The organism is Candidatus Campbellbacteria bacterium, from assembly GCA_016699465.1.
Lineage (GTDB): Bacteria > Patescibacteriota > Minisyncoccia > Phycocordibacterales > EsbW-18 > EsbW-18.
This window is the reverse complement of sequence record CP064977.1, coordinates 303,307-323,203: the sequence shown is the minus strand read 5'-3', so window position 1 is coordinate 323,203 and position 19,897 is coordinate 303,307. Positions and strand designations below refer to the sequence as shown.

Annotated in this window: 23 protein-coding genes; 17 read left to right on the top strand and 6 right to left on the bottom strand. The window is 40.6% G+C overall.

Features of this window, described 5'->3' with window-relative positions; translation table 11 throughout:
- The first annotated feature begins 46 nt into the window (after positions 1-46).
- The 4 genes from IPJ70_01765 to IPJ70_01750 all read left to right on the top strand — a co-directional run bounded on the left by IPJ70_01765 (position 47) and on the right by IPJ70_01750 (position 4,344).
- Positions 47-946 (top strand): hypothetical protein, encoded by a 900-nt coding sequence (locus tag IPJ70_01765; GenBank protein QQR82818.1) that lies wholly within the window; start codon positions 47-49, stop codon positions 944-946.
- 16 nt (positions 947-962) lie between these two features.
- Positions 963-1,850: a succinylglutamate desuccinylase/aspartoacylase family protein gene (locus IPJ70_01760; protein QQR82817.1), complete on the top strand. Its 888-nt coding sequence runs from the start codon at positions 963-965 to the stop codon at positions 1,848-1,850.
- Positions 1,851-1,873: 23 nt separating this feature from the next.
- Positions 1,874-2,782: an MliC family protein gene (locus tag IPJ70_01755; GenBank protein QQR82816.1), complete on the top strand. Its 909-nt coding sequence runs from the start codon at positions 1,874-1,876 to the stop codon at positions 2,780-2,782.
- Positions 2,783-2,844: 62 nt separating this feature from the next.
- Positions 2,845-4,344 carry an ABC-F family ATP-binding cassette domain-containing protein gene (locus IPJ70_01750; GenBank protein QQR82815.1) on the top strand — a complete coding sequence of 500 codons (1,500 nt, stop codon included), beginning with the start codon at positions 2,845-2,847 and terminating at the stop codon, positions 4,342-4,344.
- 10 nt (positions 4,345-4,354) lie between these two features.
- Here IPJ70_01750 and IPJ70_01745 read toward each other — a convergent pair whose 3' ends face one another.
- Together IPJ70_01745 and IPJ70_01740 are read right to left on the bottom strand one after the other, a co-directional pair.
- The gene (locus IPJ70_01745; GenBank protein QQR82814.1) at positions 4,355-5,062 is read right to left on the bottom strand and encodes an rRNA pseudouridine synthase; all 708 of its coding nucleotides are present in this window, start codon (positions 5,060-5,062) and stop codon (positions 4,355-4,357) included.
- A gap of 25 nt (positions 5,063-5,087) precedes the next feature.
- Positions 5,088-6,350, bottom strand: a complete 1,263-nt coding sequence (locus IPJ70_01740; protein ID QQR82813.1) for an NAD(P)/FAD-dependent oxidoreductase — start codon at positions 6,348-6,350, stop codon at positions 5,088-5,090.
- 44 nt (positions 6,351-6,394) lie between these two features.
- Between IPJ70_01740 and IPJ70_01735 the strand changes: the two genes are divergently transcribed.
- The 7 genes from IPJ70_01735 (at position 6,395) to IPJ70_01705 (ending at position 11,814) form a co-directional block, all read left to right on the top strand.
- Positions 6,395-6,775 (top strand): diacylglycerol kinase family protein, encoded by a 381-nt coding sequence (locus IPJ70_01735; protein QQR82812.1) that lies wholly within the window; start codon positions 6,395-6,397, stop codon positions 6,773-6,775.
- 21 nt (positions 6,776-6,796) lie between these two features.
- On the top strand, positions 6,797-7,510 hold the full coding sequence (locus tag IPJ70_01730; protein QQR82811.1) for a ZIP family metal transporter: 714 nt from the start codon (positions 6,797-6,799) through the stop codon (positions 7,508-7,510).
- Positions 7,511-7,543: 33 nt separating this feature from the next.
- Complete coding sequence (locus IPJ70_01725; GenBank protein QQR82810.1) at positions 7,544-7,915, top strand: response regulator; 372 nt, start codon at positions 7,544-7,546, stop codon at positions 7,913-7,915.
- A 197-nt stretch (positions 7,916-8,112) separates the two neighbouring features.
- Positions 8,113-10,521, top strand: a complete 2,409-nt coding sequence (locus IPJ70_01720) for a PAS domain S-box protein (GenBank protein QQR82809.1) — start codon at positions 8,113-8,115, stop codon at positions 10,519-10,521.
- An 89-nt stretch (positions 10,522-10,610) separates the two neighbouring features.
- Complete coding sequence (locus IPJ70_01715) at positions 10,611-10,991, top strand: response regulator transcription factor (GenBank protein ID QQR82808.1); 381 nt, start codon at positions 10,611-10,613, stop codon at positions 10,989-10,991.
- A 17-nt stretch (positions 10,992-11,008) separates the two neighbouring features.
- On the top strand, positions 11,009-11,404 hold the full coding sequence (locus IPJ70_01710) for a tryptophan-rich sensory protein (GenBank protein ID QQR82807.1): 396 nt from the start codon (positions 11,009-11,011) through the stop codon (positions 11,402-11,404).
- Between the two features lie 5 nt (positions 11,405-11,409).
- Complete coding sequence (locus IPJ70_01705; GenBank protein ID QQR82806.1) at positions 11,410-11,814, top strand: cupin domain-containing protein; 405 nt, start codon at positions 11,410-11,412, stop codon at positions 11,812-11,814.
- 57 nt (positions 11,815-11,871) lie between these two features.
- Here IPJ70_01705 and IPJ70_01700 read toward each other — a convergent pair whose 3' ends face one another.
- Positions 11,872-12,108 carry a hypothetical protein gene (locus tag IPJ70_01700; protein QQR82805.1) on the bottom strand — a complete coding sequence of 79 codons (237 nt, stop codon included), beginning with the start codon at positions 12,106-12,108 and terminating at the stop codon, positions 11,872-11,874.
- Between the two features lie 125 nt (positions 12,109-12,233).
- Between IPJ70_01700 and IPJ70_01695 the strand changes: the two genes are divergently transcribed.
- The 6 genes from IPJ70_01695 to IPJ70_01670 are packed head-to-tail and all read left to right on the top strand — an operon-like array spanning position 12,234 to position 16,329.
- Positions 12,234-13,655, top strand: coding sequence for a methionine--tRNA ligase (locus tag IPJ70_01695; GenBank protein QQR82804.1), 1,422 nt, complete (start codon positions 12,234-12,236; stop codon positions 13,653-13,655).
- Positions 13,656-13,657: 2 nt separating this feature from the next.
- Positions 13,658-14,200: a hypothetical protein gene (locus IPJ70_01690; protein QQR82803.1), complete on the top strand. Its 543-nt coding sequence runs from the start codon at positions 13,658-13,660 to the stop codon at positions 14,198-14,200.
- 9 nt (positions 14,201-14,209) lie between these two features.
- On the top strand, positions 14,210-14,632 hold the full coding sequence (locus IPJ70_01685) for a Gmad2 immunoglobulin-like domain-containing protein (protein ID QQR82802.1): 423 nt from the start codon (positions 14,210-14,212) through the stop codon (positions 14,630-14,632).
- A 10-nt stretch (positions 14,633-14,642) separates the two neighbouring features.
- Positions 14,643-15,560, top strand: a complete 918-nt coding sequence (locus tag IPJ70_01680) for a trypsin-like peptidase domain-containing protein (GenBank protein QQR82801.1) — start codon at positions 14,643-14,645, stop codon at positions 15,558-15,560.
- A gap of 29 nt (positions 15,561-15,589) precedes the next feature.
- Positions 15,590-15,910 carry a hypothetical protein gene (locus IPJ70_01675; protein ID QQR82800.1) on the top strand — a complete coding sequence of 107 codons (321 nt, stop codon included), beginning with the start codon at positions 15,590-15,592 and terminating at the stop codon, positions 15,908-15,910.
- 8 nt (positions 15,911-15,918) lie between these two features.
- Positions 15,919-16,329, top strand: a complete 411-nt coding sequence (locus tag IPJ70_01670) for a hypothetical protein (protein ID QQR82799.1) — start codon at positions 15,919-15,921, stop codon at positions 16,327-16,329.
- Positions 16,330-16,402: 73 nt separating this feature from the next.
- On the opposite strand, the gene IPJ70_01665 is transcribed toward IPJ70_01670, so the two are convergent.
- The 3 genes from IPJ70_01665 to IPJ70_01655 form a co-directional block, all read right to left on the bottom strand.
- Complete coding sequence (locus IPJ70_01665; protein ID QQR82798.1) at positions 16,403-16,684, bottom strand: glutaredoxin family protein; 282 nt, start codon at positions 16,682-16,684, stop codon at positions 16,403-16,405.
- Positions 16,685-16,750: 66 nt separating this feature from the next.
- A complete protein-coding gene (locus IPJ70_01660) occupies positions 16,751-17,908 on the bottom strand; it encodes an MFS transporter (GenBank protein QQR82797.1) in 1,158 nt (385 codons plus the stop codon).
- Between the two features lie 13 nt (positions 17,909-17,921).
- Positions 17,922-19,817 (bottom strand): ribonuclease J, encoded by a 1,896-nt coding sequence (locus tag IPJ70_01655; protein ID QQR82796.1) that lies wholly within the window; start codon positions 19,815-19,817, stop codon positions 17,922-17,924.
- Positions 19,818-19,897: the final 80 nt, after the last annotated feature.

Here is a 19,897-nt window from a genome sequence, read left to right as displayed (position 1 = left end):
TTTGGGTAGTAGCTAGTAAAGGGTTTTTGCCGTATACTATCCCTATATGAAAAACACAATTATTGCCCTCGTTGTCATTATTCTAATTGGTATCGGAGGTTATTTTTTACTACGCCAAGCTCCTAAGGTGGTTGATATGCCGGTTTCTGTGGCAACGACAACCACATCTACAACAACTGTAGTATCAGAAGATCAAGGTGACAAGGCGGAGGTGGTTATTGGAAAGTCTGTTGAAGGACGTGATATTGTTGCGTACAACTTTGGTACAGGAACTACAAAACTTCTTTTTGTTGGAGGTATCCACGGTGGATATGAATGGAACACAGTTCAGGTTGCCTACGAATTGATGGACTATCTCAAAGCAACTCCATCTGCTATACCTGCAAATGTGCGAGTGACTGTTATTCCTGTTGTGAATCCAGATGGTCTTAACAAAGTTGTTGGTACTGCAGGACGCTTTACATCAGCTGATGTGTCCCCATCACAACAAGTGGCTGTTTCTGGTCGTTTCAACGCAAACAACGTGGACCTCAACCGAAACTTTGATTGTGGATGGCAGGCAACAGGCACATGGCAAAACAAATCAGTTTCTGGTGGAACAAGTGCATTTTCTGAACCAGAAAGTAAAGCTGTCCGAGATTACGTAACGACACTCGATCCTAACGCGGTTGTTGTGTGGTACAGTGCCGCTGGAGGTGTATACGCATCAAGTTGTAACGGTCCCGTTTCTACAGAGACACGCGCAATGACAAACGCGTACGCAACGGCTTCAGGATATCCTGCATATGAGAGTTTTGATTTTTACGAGACAACAGGTGATATGGTGAACTGGCTTGCAAAAGATAACGTTCCCGCAATCAGTGTTCTTCTCACGAACCACACCGACACCGAATGGACAAAAAACAAAGCTGGTATTGAAGCACTCTTTAAGCAGTTTGCTCAGTAATACTACGTAAAAAGTAATGCGATCTTTCTCTACGAAACAAATCGTCACGGCTGTTCTTATTGCCTTGGTATTTATAGGCGTACTTACTTTTGTGGTTGTGCGCATAAAGACTCCTGCGAATGTTCCGGTGCCTCAAGAAAAACCACAAGACCTTGGATATGCACATACAGTGATTGGAAAGTCTGTACAGGGTCGCACTATTGATGCGTACACGTACGGGACAGGAACAACACATCTTTTGTTTGTTGGTGGGATTCATGGTGGATACGAATGGAACAGCATTCTCTTGGCCTATCAGTTCATGGATTATTTGAAAACTAATCCATTGATTATTCCAAAAAATCTTACTATCACCGTTATACCTTCAGCTAATCCAGATGGTGTGTTTAAAGTGATTGGTAAAGAAGGTCGTTTTGCTGCAGCAGATGTTCCGACGGGTGGTAAAGAAGTGCGGGCACCAGGTCGTTTCAATGCACACGGTGTAGATCTCAATCGTAACTTTGATTGTAAATGGAAGAGCGAAAGTACGTGGCAATCAAAAATAGTTTCTGCTGGAACGTCGGCATTTTCGGAGCCTGAAACGTCGGCACTTCGTGATTTTGTTTTGAAAGAAAAACCGGACGTTGTTGTGTTTTGGCACAGTCAATCAAATGCGGTGTATGCGTCCGAGTGTGAGAAGGGGATTCTTCCAAAAACTCTTGAAGTTATGAATGCATATGCAAAAGCGGCTGGGTATCCAGCAGTGTCATCATTTGATGCGTATCCAATTACTGGTGATGCTGAAGGGTGGCTTGCGTCTATTAATATTCCTGCGGTTACCGTCGAACTCAAAACACACGAAACAATTGAGTGGGAACAAAACCTTGCTGGAATTAAGGCGTTGTTTACGCTGTATTCAAAATAATACATTAGATTTAAAAAATGAGTATGAATAAAACTGTTCTATCAAGTATTGGTATTCTTATTGCGATATGTGGTGGGTGGTACCTCGTAAATCATTTTGCGAATCAACAACAGACAAACACTAAACCTCTGTCTGCACTCTTTTCGTGTGCGGGTGGTAACACTATCGCAGGAGTTTTTTATGATGGTGAGGTGGTCCCAGGAGCAACGGCCGATGAACCGCCAACACCAAGTGGACATATCGACCTTACGTTGAGCGATGGGCGTACGATGACTCTCCAACAAACTATTTCAGCTGATGGTGTTCGTTTTGTAAATGCGGATGAATCGTTTGTATTTTGGAATAAAGGAAATGGTGCGTTAGTGCTCGAGCAGGATGAAGAAAAAACATACACAGGATGTGTGGTGGTTGCGCCAGTGTCAGAGGATTCGTTATTGAGTAGGGTGTACTCAAGTAACGACGGCATGTTTTCGGTGCGTCTTCCTGGTGGTGATAGTGGATACACTGTGGATGAACACTATCAGTATCAAGTAAGCCCAGAAAAAATAATTAAGGGAACGAAGTTTACTATTCCTACCTCACACACAACGGGAACCAATCTTTCCAAAGATACATACATAAGCGTTGAAACTATTCCAACCGCGGAAACGTGCACCGCCGACCTTTTTTTTGATGGTGTACATAATGCGCTAGAAGAAGTGCGCAGTGGGGTAACATATTCAGTTGCGACCTCATCAAATGCTGGGGCGGGAAACAGATATGATGAAGCAGTATACGCACTTTCCGGAACGAATCCATGTGTGGCGGTGCGATACTTTGTTCACTACACGGCAGTTCAAAATTATGACCCAGGAACAGTTGCCGAGTTTAATGGGGGTGCGCTTATTGGTGAATTTGACTCTATTCGTGACACGTTGGTTGTAAATCAATAGGGTATTCGTTTTTAGGCACGCGGGTATCCAAAAGTGTATTTTTGTGGTATTGTGCACCTCCTATGTCACGAGATGAAATTATTCTTCGTTTTGAAGAACTCAGTTTTGCATACGAGCCCACAAAGCCTATTTTGGATGAGGTTTCTTTCTCCGTACGCCGAAATTCAAAACTAACCATCATGGGACAAAATGGAGGCGGTAAAAGTACCATTTTTAAACTCATTACTGGGGTTGTAGCACCAGAAGACGGTGAGGTGTCCAAGGTTAACGGACTTACTATTGCAATTGCTCGACAAGTCATTCCACGTGACGAACTTGATTTGACGGTTCGTGAGTTTTTTGCAAAAGCATTTGAAGACTCTGTACAAGCTGGTTTGCGAAAAGATATTGGTAAGATCCACAATATTGATCCTAAAATTGACGACGTGCTTGAGGTGGTAAATTTGAAAGGGCATGAAAAAATGCACGAACGCATTATCCGTTCATTTTCTGGAGGTCAACAAGCACGACTTCTTCTTGCGTCTGCACTTATCCAAGACCCAGACCTGCTTCTACTCGATGAACCAACAAATAACCTAGATAAAGCTGGTATTGCGCATCTCACCGACTTTTTGAAGCAGTACAAAAAAACGTTGATGGTTATTTCGCACGACTCTGAATTTTTAAACGCATTTACTGATGCGGTGCTATACCTTGATATTTATACAAAGAAAGTCCAACAGTATGTTGGAAACTATTTTGATGTGGTTGAGCAAATTGCGGCTCAAGTAGAACGAGAGAATCGAAAGAATGCACAGCTAGCAAAAAAAATTCAAGATAACAAAGACAAGGCAAACTTTTTTGCGCATAAAGGAGGAAAGATGCGCTTAGTTGCACGACGTATGCGTGAAGAAGCTGAAGAGCTTGAAGAAAGTAAGGTGGATACACGAAAAGATGATAAAACTATCCGTTCATTCACTATTCCATTTCAAAAAGGACTTGTGGGAGATATCCTCACGATTACCAAGTTTAAGACGATGAGTCCAAAGACGCATAAGTTTGTAGAACGAAAGGCAAATGTTACCGTGCGTAAAAACTGGCACCTTTTATTGAGGGGGCCAAATGGTATTGGTAAAAGCACGCTTCTTGAGGCAATTGCAAAAGGCACAGCTGAAGGGTCAAAAATACTCGAGGGTACGACGGTTGGATATTATCGACAGGATTTTTCAACACTTAACTTTGAAGATACCGTCTATGACTCACTTTCGTCTGTTATGAAAGAACACCTTGAGGAAACTCTTCGTGCAACTGCTGCAGGATTTCTTATTACTGCAGATCTTATTCAAAGTAAAATTGGAAGCCTATCGGAAGGGCAGAAGGGTCTTGTTGCATTTGCTCGACTTGTTCTCCAAAAACCAGGACTCCTTATTCTTGATGAGCCAACAAACCACATTAACTTCCGTCATATTCCTGTTATTGCCGAGGCCCTTAATAAGTATGAGGGTGCGATGGTGTTAGTATCACACGTACCTGAGTTCGTGGAGAAAATTCGTATTGACGATATTCTCGATTTGGAGAAATAATCTTTAAACATTACGCCAATTCGAGTGCGTGCAAAAACGTGCGGAGTTCCTCTCCTTTGAGCTCCCGGTGTTCTCCTTCTGCAAGAGTGCCGAGTTCAATATTCATGACACGAACTCGTTTGAGGTCTTGTACTTCTTGAAAGAGAGCAACACACATGCGTCGAATCTGGTGTTTCTTTCCTTCGGTGAGAATAACTCTGAATGTGTGATCGTTGAGAATGCGCACCTTGCATTTTTCGGTGTGCTCTTTTTCTATTTTTACACCAGCTTCCATTTTTTCTTTGAAGTTTGGTCGTAGTTTATTTTTTGTCTTTACAACATATTCTTTTTCGTGTGCGTACGTTGGTCCGAGAAGTCGTTCGGTGATACGCCCATCATTCGTGAGGATGATAAGCCCGTGTGAATCTTTGTCGAGTCGTCCAACAGGGAAGACATCTTTGAGAGCCACAACCTCTTTAATTTCTTGCTCTCCCTCTTGTGCAGAGTGGGTGATAATTCCTCGTGGTTTATTGTACGCGATATAGAGATACGGTTTTTGTTTACCGCGATATCGTACATCCACTTTGTCTTTTTGTTCTACCTTATCACCAAGGACGGCAAGTTTTCCGTTAATGAAAACTTGTTTCTTTTTAATGAGTTCATCAGCACCACGTCGTGTAGAGTGCTTCTTCAGCGCCAAATACTTGTTAATCCGCATGGGATAGAGTGGTTTTTCCATATAGAGTAGGCGCAGTATAGCATCTTTACGCCCGTTTGGATGCTGAGGTTCCTGCAACGAATCCAGTCGTCCAACAGAGTTGTAAACTGTATCCACCTGAGGGTCTATCGATGTTGAGCATGTCACCAATGATGTAGAGATTTGGAAAGAGGCGAGACTGCATGGTTTTGAAATCTACCTCAGAAAGCACAACTCCTCCACTTGTGATAATTGCTTTGTCGCTTCCCAATAATTTTTTAACGTGCATAGGGATGTGTTTGAGTACGTTCACAAGTTTGAGACGTTGTTCTCGTGTGATGCTGTTGCAGTGTGTTTCTCCGTTGATTTCTGAAAGTCCGATAACAATAGGAACAAGTGCTTTTGGAATAAGATTTGAAAGAGCGTTGTGGAATTTTTTCTTGTCGTGTTCTTTGAAAAGTGTTTGAAGTGCAGAATTTAATTTTCCATAATCATGTGTGGGAAGGAGATCAAGGGCGAGGATGACTTCACCATCTCCATATTTTAGTAGTTCACCAATATCTTTACTCATATTAAGAATTGTCGGACCACTAACACCAACATGAGTAAAGAGTATTTTACCTTTTGCGACACTGTGTTTTTTTTCGTTCTGAAAAATCGTTAGTTTAATGTCAGACAACGCCACTCCTGCAAGTTTTTTTATCCACGCATCTTTGAGTGCGACGGGTACGAGTGATGGGGTAGGCACTACCACTGTGTGTCCAATTTTTTTCAGCCATGCGTAGGCATCACCCGTAGAACCTGTTTCTGGTCGGGAGGTTCCACCTGTCGCAATAATAATAGATTTTCCGTGGAGTATTTTTTTACTTTTTAGTTGTACACCTACAATCTGTTTATTCTCACAGACAATATCAGCAACGGGTGAATTAGAGAGTATCTCTACGTTGTATTTTTGTATATTTTTTACAAGAACATCCCACACAGATTGCGCAGAGTTTGAAACAGGGAAGGTACGTAATTCATTTTCCACCTTTGTTTGCATACCTCGAGAGTGAAAAAAATTGAGTGTTTCTTGCACACCGTGTTGTGCAAAAGCAGAAAAAAGAAATTTTCCATCACTTTTAAATTTTGCGAGGAGTTTGCGAGTATCAAATTCAGAGTTGGTGACGTTACAGCGCCCACCGCCAGTAATGAGAAGTTTTTCGCCGAGCTTCCCGTTTTTTTCAATAAGAAGGACCTTGGCACCGTTTTGCGCTGCAGTACCGGCTGCCATCATACCCGACGGCCCTCCACCGACTACAATGACATCCCATAGAGTTTTGTTGTTCATACAGCAATCCTACCAGAAAAAGCTGATTAGGGTATACTTATTTTATGGAACACTATTCAGAAAAAAAGGAGTTTTCGATTATTAAAAGAGCAAAGAGTTTTACGCACGCAGGAAGAGGGGTCTGGTTTTTCCTAAAAACAACACATAACGCCTGGATTCATGTCGCACTATTCGTGCTAGCGATTTGTTTGGGTGTGTACTGCGGAATTAGTCGTATTGAGTGGATTCTTCTCGTTTTTGCGGGAGGATTTGTGCTTGTGTCTGAAGCATTTAATACAGCAATTGAAATTGATATGGATTTGACGTCGCCAGAACATCATCCGTATGCTCGAGATACAAAAGATGTTGCTGCAGGTGCAGTTCTTTTGTCTGCGTGTACGGCACTTGTAGTTGGTATACTTATTTTTGGTCAGTACCTCTTTTAATTTTGTACACGTGTGGAACGTATGATTATCATAATTACCATTGCAACATTTTTAGCAACACTGCTTGGCGGGCTCTTTGCACTCCGTCTTAAAGATCGTCTCCACCTTATTTTAGGATTTAGTGCGGGTGCGGTTATTGGTATTGTTTTTTTTGATTTAATACCAGAATCAATTGAACTGGGAAGCGCAGTGTATTCGGCTTCTTTTATGACAACGGTTATGGCAGTTGGTTTTGTTCTGTATTTATTACTTGATAGATTATTTTTGGTGCACGGACATGACGAGCATTGTGCACATGAGGGGCGGGGAAAGGTCGGAGCGGGAAGTTTATCATTGCATAGTTTTCTTGATGGTGTTGGTATTGGTTTGGCATTTCAAGTATCACCTGTGGTTGGTGCGATTGTTGCGGCAGCTGTCTTAACACACGATTTTTCAGACGGAATAAATACTGTTGGTTTTATTTTAAAAAATGGAGGAGACAAAAAACAGGCATTGCGATGGTTATTCGTTGATGCGTGTGCTCCCGTTCTCGGTGTGCTCTCGACACTTTTTTTCTCGGTGCAGGATACAACACTTGCGCTTTTTCTCGCTCTTTTTTCTGGATTCTTTTTATACATTGGCGCAAGTGACCTGCTTCCAGAAAGTCACCACGCGCATCCCGTAAAATGGACAACATTTGCAACGGTTCTGGGTATTGGAATTATGTATGGAGTGATTCGTTTAGCAGGATTGTAGTAATGCCGTGATATCCTTTAAAGGAATTCGGATATGGTTAATCCAAAGAAAAAAATTCTTATTATTGAGGACGAAAAGCCACTGGCTCATGCGCTTGAACTTAAACTAACTAAGTATGGTTTTGATGTGCATTGCGCAGCTAATGGGGAAGACGCGGTGGGTGATTTAGAAAGAGGTGGGTTCGCACTTATTGTGTGTGATTTGGTTATGCCCAAGATGGACGGGTTTCAAGTTCTGAGTGTCATAAAAGAAAAAAAAATACAAACTCCAATTATTGTGTTGACAAATCTCAGTCAACCACAAGATGAACAACGTGCGCGTGAACTTGGTGCCAATGGATTTTTTGTTAAAGCAGATACGCCGATTGTGACTATTGTTGAAACTATAAAAAAGATGGTGGGGTAATGTCGGTGACATTACTCGCAAACTCACCATAACCACGAGTGCATTTAATCCGCTCACGATTTCTTCGTGGCAAGAAGCAGAATAATTATTTTTATAACACTTGAAAAATTAAAATAAAAATAATTACGTATATAAATTGTAGAACGCGCCGTCAGGTATGGTACACTTACTAAAGCTTCTCAGTATTCTGTGTCATCATGTTTAAAAAATTGAAATTAAAAACAAAGATTATCTTTTCGATTTTTGTATCGGCGGTTATTTTATCAATATTAACAGCGGCTGGGGTCTATTTTTATCTCGGAAACACGCTTGTTAATGAAAAATTGAAAGAAACCGATAAACTTATTACTGAACAGGTTCATGAGAGTCGACAAATATTGGATAAAAATGAAGTTTTTGTAAAAACAATTGCCACCCAGGAGTATGTAAAAGAATACTTACAAAATCCTGATGAAAAAAAGAGGTTGGCAGTATTAAAGATATTTTCCGACTACGCATCTACAGACCCTAAGTATTTGTCGCTTTATTTGCTTAATACAAAAGGGATAGCGCTCCTTTCAACTGATCCGAGTTTTGTTGGACAAGATTATAGTTTCCGTGTGTATTATACGGAAGGTATGGCAGGAAGACCCTCCGTTGATCTTCTCCTTGGAAAAATGACAAATAGATTTGGATATTTTTTCTCACATCCTGTTTTTGATGAAAAGGGAAAGGTGCTCGGTATTTTTGTTGTAAAGATCACCGGTGATGAAATTAACTCCGCTATTGTTGAGAGTGAAATCGGACGAATAAATACGGTCATGCTTGTTGATAAGTATGGTGTAGTTATTGCCTCAAATAGACCCGAGCGTTTTTTGAAGAGTTTGGGAACTCTGACTATTGAAGAAAAAAGAGAATTACAAGTATCAAAAAAGTTTCTTAACACGGAAATCGTACCTCTTCAGTATGGTGAGGTACAAAAAGCTCTACGAACAGGAACTTCGACATTAATCATGAGGGTGGTTGATGTAGAAGATAATGACACTGAGATTATTCATGTTGATAAGATTGAGGACTCACCTTTTTATCTCGTTACTGAAATAAGATTAGGTATTGTGAATAATACTGTGTTGCATATTCTGGCAATTCTCTTGGGGTTTATGTTGTTTGGAATAGTTCTTTCTACGGCTATAAATTATTGGTTACTTTCTACAGCACTCTCTCCGTTAAAGAGGTTCAAAGAATTTGCCGAGGGTATTTCTTCTGGTGATTTTTCAAAAACAATAGATTTGAAAACAGATGATGAACTTATGGATGTTGCAAAAACATTGAATGGTATGTCAAAGAATTTAAAGGACTTATATGAAAACTTGGGTGCGAGGGTTGAAGAACAGACACAAGAAATAAGAAAAAAGGCAAAAGATTTAAATGATCAAAAAGTGGCAATTCTTAATATTCTTGAGGATGTTGAGAAAGAGAAGAGGCAATCTGAAGCTCTTGCAAATGATTTAGAAAAATTCAAACAAGCAGTAGAGAATGCATCAGACCAAATTGTTATTGCTGACGCAGAAGGTACCGTTGTGTATGGTAACAAGATTTTAGAGAAGATTACAGGATATACGCCAGAAGAAGCTATTGGTAAAAAGGCTGGAACATTGTGGAAAAAACCAATGCCACCTGAGTATTATGCACATTTGTGGAATACGATTAAGGTCCAGAAGAAGACATTTATTGGCGAGATAGAAAATAAAAGAAAGAACGGAGAAATATATACAGCTGTTATTAGTATATCTCCAATTTTTAACAAGCAAGGTGACATAGTATATTTTGTTGCCCTCGAGCGTGATATAACAAAAGAAAAGGAAATTGATAAAGCAAAAACCGAATTCGTTTCACTGGCTTCTCATCAGCTTCGTACACCACTCTCGGCGATAAATTGGTACACAGAGATGTTGCTTTCAGGTGATGCTGGAAAAATTACAAAAGAACAGAAAAAGTTTTTGGAAGAGGTGTATCGAGGTAATCAGCGCATGGTTGATTTGGTGAATGCGCTTCTTAATGTATCTCGTCTTGATTTGGGAACATTTATTATTGAACCAACATCGACAGACGTAGCTGGATTAATACAAAGTGTGTTAGGAGAATTGCGCTTTGAAATTAAGAAGCGAAAATTAAGTGTTTCAACATCATTTGGCACTCTTCCAAATCCTTTTTTGGCAGATCAAAAATTATTTAGAATGGTTATTCAAAATCTGTTATCAAATGCTGTGAAGTATACGTCCACAAAAGGAACAGTTACGATTGTTGTGGACACACACTCTAAAGGAGATGCACTTGGGGAAAGGTTTCTTGATGAGGATAGTTTGGTGGTGTCTGTAACTGATTCGGGTATTGGTATTCCTGTCGGTGAACAGGATAAGATTTTCTCTAAACTTTTCCGTGCCACTAACGCACGAGAATCTGAAACTGAAGGAACAGGTCTCGGGTTGTATATGGTCAAATCCATCATTGATGAATCAGGAGGGAAGGTGTGGTTTATCTCAGAGGAGAAAAAAGGTTCAACGTTTTACGTGGCATTATCTGTAGATGGAATGAAAAAGAAAGAGGGGTCAAAGAAGTTGGATTAGTCCATAAAAGGGCCCTAGCAGCGCAGTGCATAGAGACATTAGACAATGGGTTTGTTGCTGTGTACAATAAATCCCGTTAGTAAACCAATATGGAAACAAAAAAGACCATCCTAGTTGTAGAAGACGAAACACCGTTGCGAAATGCTTTGTGTGACAAACTTGCAGGTGAAGGATTTCACACACTTCCTGCAAAAAATGGTGTAGAGGGATTGCAGGTAGCACTACAAGAACATCCAGACCTAATTCTCCTTGATGTTGTCATGCCACTTATGGATGGTGTAATGATGCTACAGAAACTGCGCGCAGATACGTGGGGTGCTGGTGCACATGTTATTATCCTAACGAACTTAAGTGATACTGATAGTGTTGCGAAGGCGATGGATCAAGAGGTGTTTGAATACATTATTAAATCAAACATAAAAATTGAAGAATTAGTGAAGAGGGTAAAGGAAGCACTCGGTGGAGAATAATTGTGCGTTAATTTTGTATGCCAACATATACGTGGTATCAGGAACTTATTAAGCCAACATGGGCACCGCCATCGTGGCTTTTCGGTCCTGTGTGGAGCGTACTGTATATTGGTATTGCACTCTCATTTGGATATGTGGTCTATCTTTTTACAAAAGGACGTATTTCATTTTTTGTACTTCTTCCATTTCTCCTCAATATAGTTTTTAATCTTGCGTTTACCCCAATACAGTTTGGATTACGAAATAACCTTCTTGCAGGTGTTGATGTCCTTTTTGTTCTGGGCACTCTTGTTTGGGCGATGGTGGTTATATATCCACACATGCGATGGGTTACGTACGCACAAATCCCGTATCTTGTATGGGTTTGCTTTGCTACAACATTACAATTTACTGTTACGTATTTAAATAAATAATACATATGAAAAAAGGATACAAAGACAATATCGAGAAGCTCACATTAGAAAATGAAAATTTTCGAAAAGTGCTCTACACTGCACAGCACTGTCAATTGGTGCTTATGTCACTTCTTCCAGGGGAGGAAATAGGTTCTGAGGTGCATGAAGAAAATGATCAATTTTTTCGCTTTGAAAAAGGTGAAGGAAAGGTTGTGATCAATGAAACCGAGTACAGTGTTTCTGATGGAGATGCGGTTATTGTTCCGGCAGGAGCAACACACAATGTTGTTAACGTATCAACAACGGATATGCTCAAGCTGTATACTATCTACGCACCAGCACATCATAAGGATGGAGTTGAACGTCACACAAAAGCAGAGGCTATTGCCGATGGTCCAGAGTTTGATGGTGTAACAACTGAGGCATAAGTATTTTAAAAAATGAAAAACACGCGATGTGCGGAATATTCCCGTACGTCGCGTGTTTTAGTTTAGCTGCTTCGGCTGTATGGTGATGGTAACCACTGACTGGCCTCCGTTGCGTGAACACATGGGGCAGGTACTTGAAAAATCTACTACAGCATTTTCCGCAACCTGTAGCTCGTTACGGTGTCGTGCACACACATCTGGTTCGTGTGCATATACTGCAAAAAGTACTCCGTCAAATGCTTCTTTGGTCACCTCACACCCCGGACACGTGGCACAACGAAAGTAATATCTCATTGTATTCCTCCATGTGGGTAGCTGTTGGCAGATCATCTATTTCCATCATGTGTTGATTCAGTTCTCTAGTCAAGATGGCGTGGTGTATATGCTAAAAAGACCTTATTTTGCTATACTGACACAGTATGAAAAAAACATACATTACCACAACACTCCCGTATGTTAATGACAATCCTCATGTAGGGCACGCTCTCGAGTTTGTTCAAGCAGATACATATGCGCGATCACGACGGTTACAAGGCGATGAGGTGTTTTTTAATACAGGAACAGATGAGCACGGGCAGAAAATATTTACTAAAGCAAAAGAGGAGGGAAAAGAGGTTCAGGCGTATGTTGATTTTTATGCGAAACGTTTTGAAAGTCTAAAAGAAAAATTAAACCTCTCGTTTGATGCGTTCGTACGAACAACCAATCCGCACCATATATCTGCGGCTCAAGAATTATGGCGTCGCTGTGAGGTGGGGGGTGATATCTATAAAAAAAATTTTGAAGGACTGTACTGTGTCGGGTGTGAGAGGTATCTCAATGATCGAGATCTCGTGGATGGGCGTTGTCCGTTGCACCCAAATTTAGTACCAGAACGTGTATCCGAAGAAAATTATTTTTTTCGTTTTTCAAAATATACTGACGCACTTCGAGAGTATCTTACAAAAAATTCTATTGTGCCTGCAGTTCGTCGGATAGAAGCAGAGCGGTTGATTGGAGAGGGGCTTGAGGATTTTTCAATATCACGACGAAAAGAGCGGATGTCGTGGGGAGTCCCAGTTCCTGGTGATGATGAACACGTGATGTATGTATGGTTTGACGCTCTTACTAACTATATTTCAACATTAGGATGGCCAGAAGATTCGGATGGCACTTTCCAGAAGTTTTGGATTGATGGAACAACGGTTCAAATGGCGGGGAAGGATCAAGTTCGTTTTCAGTCGCTCATGTGGCAGGCAATGCTTATGTCGGCACACATTAAGCCCACCGACCTTGTTGTGTATCACGGATTTATAACAAGTGGAGGACAAAAAATAAGCAAATCACTCGGAAATGTAATAGACCCAATTGCGTTTGTTGACGAATTTGGTACAGACGCTGTTCGGTATTTCTTTTTACGCCACATTCACCCGTTTGAAGATTCTGATTTTACCCGGGAGCGTTTTGTTGAAAGCTACAATGCAGGACTCTCTAATGGCTTAGGAAATCTTGTGTCTCGTGTTATGAAAATGGCGGAAGAGTATCTTGATGCTCCTGTGCAGGTTCCTGAATGGGAAGATTTTAGTGCGTATTTTGAATTACTTGATACCTATCGATTTAATGACGCGTGCGATATGGTGTGGGCTGAGATTACTGAGTGTGACGTGTCAATCCAAGAAACACAGCCATTTAAGATAATTAAAACAGATCCAGAAAAAGGGAGGGCACTTATTGCGGAACTTGCCGTACGAGTATACCGCATTGGTCGTATGCTCAATCCGTTGATGCCGACAACATCAAACCTCATTAAAGAGGCGGTAAGAGCAAATAAAAAACCCGAAAATCTTTTTGTAAGAAAATAGTCATGCGTATTGTATTAAAAATTATTGGAATTGTCGTGAGTGTTTGTGTTGCTGTGTATATTGTACAAACAGATGTTGTGGGTACTCTTTTGGTACACCTTCGTGATTTTCAACTTTTAGGAAGTTTTGTTGCTGGTTTTTTCTTCACGTCATTTTTTACCGCAGTTCCATCAATTGCCGTGTTGGGAGAGATTATGCGGGTGACGCCGGTTTGGCAGGTTGCACTTATTGGTGGACTCGGTGCGGCGCTTGGTGATTGTGTTATTTTGCGTGTTATTCACAAGAGCCTTGATGAGGAAACAAAAAATTTATTACGGCAGCCTCGTTTCGGGGGTTTTAAGAAAATAGTGAAAACAAAATTGTTCCATCGTACATCACTTTTTTTTGGTGCAGTATGTATTTCTTCGCCGCTTCCTGATGAGTTAGGTCTTATTTTAATTGGTATTAACAAGGTATCGCCAATAAAACTTTTTCTTATTTTGTTTGTCATGCACAGCATTGGAATTGCAACTATTGGATATTCTGTACGCGCATTATTTTTTTAATTGTATAGTATGAAAAAAAGTATTCTTGTTGGCAGCTTCCTTTTTTTCTCGTTTTTTGCCGGATGGTATATATTCAATCAGAGTATAGAAAATCCGCTTGGTGCGAGTATCCCAGATATGATATACGTAGTATCTCCTCGTATACATACTGAAATCGCATCGCCACTCACTATTTCTGGTCGTGCCCGGGGAACATGGTTTTTTGAAGGCTCATTTCCAGTTCTTCTTGTTGATTGGGATGGAAAAATAATTGCTGAGGGATTTGCCACTACGAGTGAATGGATGACAGAGGAGTTCGTGCCATTCACAGGTACAATAGAGTTTTCAAAACCGGCGTATGATAAAAATGGTACTCTGATTTTGAAAAAAGATAATCCTTCGGGGTTATCTGAAAATGATATGGCACTTGAGATCCCTGTTGTATTTAAGTAGTTTTTTATATATGAAATTGTATAGTATAAAAAAACATGGTGTACAGATTGGTGTTGTAGTAAGTATTTTGCTGGTTTTGATTGTAGGATTTTTTGTGGCCATGCGTGAGATTCGTACCTCATGTATCCATGTTGAAGAAGAGGTTGCACAGACTCGCGCGCGTATTTCTGTATTAGAGCAACATTTGTCGGATATTACTGGTGACACAGAGGCACTGAAGACGTCTAGTGCATTGCGTGACGAAGACCAAATAAAAGAAAGTGCTCTGTTGAAAGAAAAACTAGGCGCACTTTCCGGCCACTTGGATGCGCAAGAAACACAGATTGAAAAAATTGTTACAACAACTGACGTGAGTAGTTTGGTAACACAATGGAGTCCAGTGGTATATCGTGCGGAGTGTTTGTTCCGAAAAACAGATAGTGGTGATATAGAAACTTCCAAAGGATCGGCATTATTGGAAAGTACATCATTAGGTACACGGTTTATTACGAGCGGGCATGTTCTTAGTATGGATGGCGCTCGGTTGATACGGTGCACATTGTCAGCCTCTGGTAGTGATGCGCATGTTGTCATTGATGATTCAAATGTAGTGATCTCAAGAGATGTTGATTTTGGATATGGATATATCGCTGAAAATACCGTGTCTATGAAACCTTCTCAGATATGTGCTGATAAACCACGTATTGGTGACGCCGTTCTTATTCTTGGGTATCCTGCCATTGGGGCAAAAGAAACGATAACTGCAACTGAGGGTATTATTTCAGGATTTGATGAAAACTACTTCACCACTTCAGCAAAAATAGAACGTGGAAACTCTGGTGGTGCAGCAATAGATATAAAACGAAATTGTTTTTTTGGTCTTCCGACACTTGTATTTACTGGTAAAATAGAATCACTTGCGAGAATATTGCCAGCTTCAGCTTTTTAAAAAAATCTTATTTGATATACTGCACACATATGCAAGAAATATTCCTTCGTACTTTTGATGTGCAAATTTTCGTGCAATGCATTGTTAGTATCATCGGTGTAGGTATTGGTTGTTTAGTTGGATTGTATTTAACACATCGACCATGTCGTATACGACAAAAAGGTGCTAATAATATTGTGAATGGTAGTGTTTTGCAAAATCCTAAGGTACGTGTGCACGCAGAGTATGCAGAGACACCCGTTCAACAAAGTGTACGAAAAGAGGTGTGCGGGACACATGTGGTGTCTCCAGTGGGAAGAAAAGATCCGAGATCTCCCCAAAGAAAAGTTAAAAAGATTATTGTTCGTTAATTATGTGTATGAGAAAAAAAATATTTATCATTCTTGTCGTTGTTATAGTTGTTCTTATTGGTGTTTCTTTTTTAAAAAAGGGAAGCGGTGTAAAGATTCCTGGTGTTGATACTGTGCAAACAACGTCGCTGTCTGAAAAAGATGTGCAAAGTATTGTTGCAATGCTTGGTAAGCATATTAAAATACCGAATGAAACACCAGATATTAGAATTGTTGAAGACGCTTCGCTTACACAAGGCGTACCGTTTCTTCAAAATGCAAAAAATGGTGATATCTTGCTTATCTATCCAAGTATCTCACGGGCTATTTTGTTTGATTTAAAAAATGACATCATTATTAACGTTGGTCCTGTGGTACTCGAAAATCCAGAAGGTGGCCCAACGACTCAAACTTCAACTGCAACCGATACCGCTCAGTAATAAAAAATGGCTCTCATATGAGGGCCATTTTTTATAAAACGTCGGACGTTTAATTGAATATTTGGTTTCTTGATTATGCAATAGAAAGAAGCTTGCGAAGGCGTCCTTCATCAAAACCAATAATAAGATTCTCGTGCCCCTCCTGCCCCTCAGGAATTGTTGTTGTAACAATAGAAATAACAGGAACTCCAAGTTGCCCGGTTTTATCAACCATTTCAGTACGTTTTTGCATGTCTTCAGCAACGTTGTATTCTGTGAATGTAATACCTTTTTCAGTAAAGAAATCTTTTGCCATGTGACAAAAATGGCATGTTGGTGTTGAGTAAATAGAGACGTTTTTTGTTTGTTGTTCCATATGTAGTGTGTTTTTCTAATAGAGTGAAAAGTATAGCATATCAAGTACCTTGCTAAAAAATGATTGCTATTTTGTATCGTGAAGAGCATACGCGGGAACGAGCCCGCAGAGTACGATGGCTCCAAGAACGAGAAAAAGATATTGTGTATCAATAAAAAATAGCAGTATTGAGGCACCGATAGGGGCTACGACATACGCACAGGGTTCAACAATGCGGTATAAGCTCATCATTTCAAGATCTTTTCCTTGCACGTGTTTGAAAAAGTATGTTTCGGTCATTATTTCTATGGTGCTTGCACCAATACGCGTTATAAGAAGGGCGATACTCCACACAATGACACTGGTGCTTGTTATCCATGGAAGTAGTACTGTTGTAATTCCAGTTATCATGAGGCCTGCAATAAGCATCTCCTTTTCTCCAAAGCGTGTGTCGGCGAGATAGCCGAGAGGAAACTCAAGAAGTGCAAAGGGAAGAAGCATGACTGTAAAGATGATTCCAATGCTACTCCACGGGAGAGATAGCGTTGTGTGTAGGTACATACCCATGTAAATCACCATGGTTGCATAAAAGGTGCGCAGTACCATATCTAACATAAAAATAATACGTAAGGCTTGCGTGTTCCACATTTTTTTAATGGTTGGCACGAGGGCAATGCGGGTGTATCGAGGGTCTGAAAAATGCTTGAAAGAAAATGCCAGTATGAGAAAAGCGGGGACGAGTGCGCATAGGGCAGCGACAAAAACGCGCATGTAGGTATTTCCCTGCTGTAAAAGTATTCCAACGAGAAGAGGAGAGAGGACCAGAGATGAGTTGAGGATAGTTAGAAAAATACCACGAGTTTTTCCGGTCGCTGCATCGCGCGAAGCGCTTTCAAGTAATACATCAGTATCAAGAAGAAGGATGCGCAACAAAACAGTGTGTGCAAAAAATGCCATGATAACGACATATATGTTTGTGCTGCTAACTAAATAAAAAAGAGCAGTACCTTCAAGTATGAGTGTTGCGAGTGTAAGGCGTACATCACCGAATTTCTTTAGTATGTGAGGAAGGAATATAAGAATAGGAATGGTAAAAAGTGAGCTTATTGCAAACAATACTCCAACTTGTTTTTGAGAAACAAATTGTTCAAGAATGCTTGAATTGATATAGAGGAAGAGAAATGCGTGAAGGCCAAGAAAAAAGGTGAAGAGGTATGTATTCTTCAAGAGTATCGTGCGTTTCATTAGTGATGCGTAGTTAGACTCCGATAACAACAGGAATAACTATAGGTGATTTTCCTGTTTTTTGGAAGAGAAAACGTCGAACGTCATCGGTTACAACGGTTTTAACGATATCAAAGTTAATAGGTTGCATGCCGTGGGTTGTTTTTTCAACTGTTTTTGTAACAAGCGTACGTGCACCTGCGATGAGTTCTTGTTGTTCTTTGAGATACACAAAACCACGCGAAATAATGTCAGGTGATTTTCGTAGTTTTCCTGTACGAGGGTTTACAGAGACAACAATAACAAAGATGCCATCTTCTGCGAGTGTTTGTCGGTCTCGAATAACTACTTTTTGATGTTCTCCAATTGAAAAACCATCAACCATAATTGAGCCAGATGGTGCCTTCTCTTTTCGAACGTTTATTTTTGTTCCTTGTTCGCTGATTTCAATAATAGACCCGTTGTCAGGTATTACGATATTTTCTTTTGGTGTTCCTAATGTTTCTGCCAATTCTGCATGAATACGGAGCATGAAGTGATGCCCGTGAAGTGGCATAAAATAGCGGTACTTAATCTGTTGATGAATCCATCCAAGCTCATCACGGTTTCCATGTCCGGATGCGTGTACGGCTGAGTCGGTGTATGTGATGATGTGTGCCTCTTGTCGGTACAAGCTGTCTTTTAATTTTGTAATGGAACGTTCGTTTCCAGGAATAACAGATGAGGAGAAAATAACAGTGTCCGATTTAGCGAGTGTAATATATTTGTGTGTTTTGTTGGCAATACGATCAAAGACAGAATATTCTTCGCCTTGCGCGCCAGTTGCAAGAATAACTATTTTATTTGCAGGGTACTTATCGATTTCTTCAATGGGAATGATGTTGTCGAATTTAACAAGCTTGAGCAATTTAACAATCTCAAGGTTTGTTTTCATTGAACGGCCATCAACAGCAATCATTTTGTTATACTTTTGCGCAATGTTGATTATTTGAATGACACGTTCAACTTGAGACGCAAAGGTACCAATGATGAGTCGTCCGGGCACGTCCTTAAGAATGGTGTCGATAGTTCCAAGTGCCTTTGATTCGGGGAGAGAAAAACCAGGTTTTTCAACGCTTGTTGAATCGAGGGTAAAGAGAACAATATTTTTGTCTTTAAAGAATGCGTAGTGCTCCTTTTCCTTATCTGTTGGCTTGCCGTCGATGTGATCAACACGCACGTCTTCAACGAATGCAACTGTTCCTACGGGTGTTTCAATCAAAAGTCCCATGGAGTCAGGAATTGCGTGGGAGATAGGAAAAAAAGTAATTGAAAAGTGTTGTCCGATTTTTATTGTTTCCGTTCCGCGGATAGTGTGCATGTCTATCGGTGCAACATCTGGAAATTCCATTTGTCGTTTTTGAATAATCATTGAACCAAATTCACGGGAGTAAATTGGCGGATTTCCCATGTCTTCAATGATGTAGGGAATAGCTCCGATGTGGTCATAGTGACCATGGGTGATAAAGAGAGCTTTCACTTTTGCTTTGCGCTCTTTGAGGTACGTTACATCGGGGAGGATGTAGTCAATTCCAGGAGTTTCGGCTTCGCTAAATTGGAATCCTGCATCTATAACAATGATTTCATCGCCGTATTCTAGAACGGTCATGTTTTTTCCAATCTCTTCAGTTCCACCAAGAGGAACAACTCGTAATACCCCAGGTGCTGGTGGGGGAATAAGGGGGCTCTTTTTGTCTAAGTTTTCTGGTTGGCGATTCATTCGTGTCTGCATTGGTTTGCGTCCACGATGGCCACCATTACCTCCACGTCCTCCATCTCGGTGTTTGTGGCGGGAGGTAGAGGATACATGCTTTTGGTGTGCTAATGGGGCGCCTTGTGTGTTGTGTGGGGATGAGTGGGGTTGCTGGTTTACACGAGGAGTGGTGTTCATAAGAGGGCTATAGACACGTCTTTGGCGCGGTGTGGCGCTATTCTGAAGTTTCTGGGATACCTGTGGGTGTTGCGAAGAGC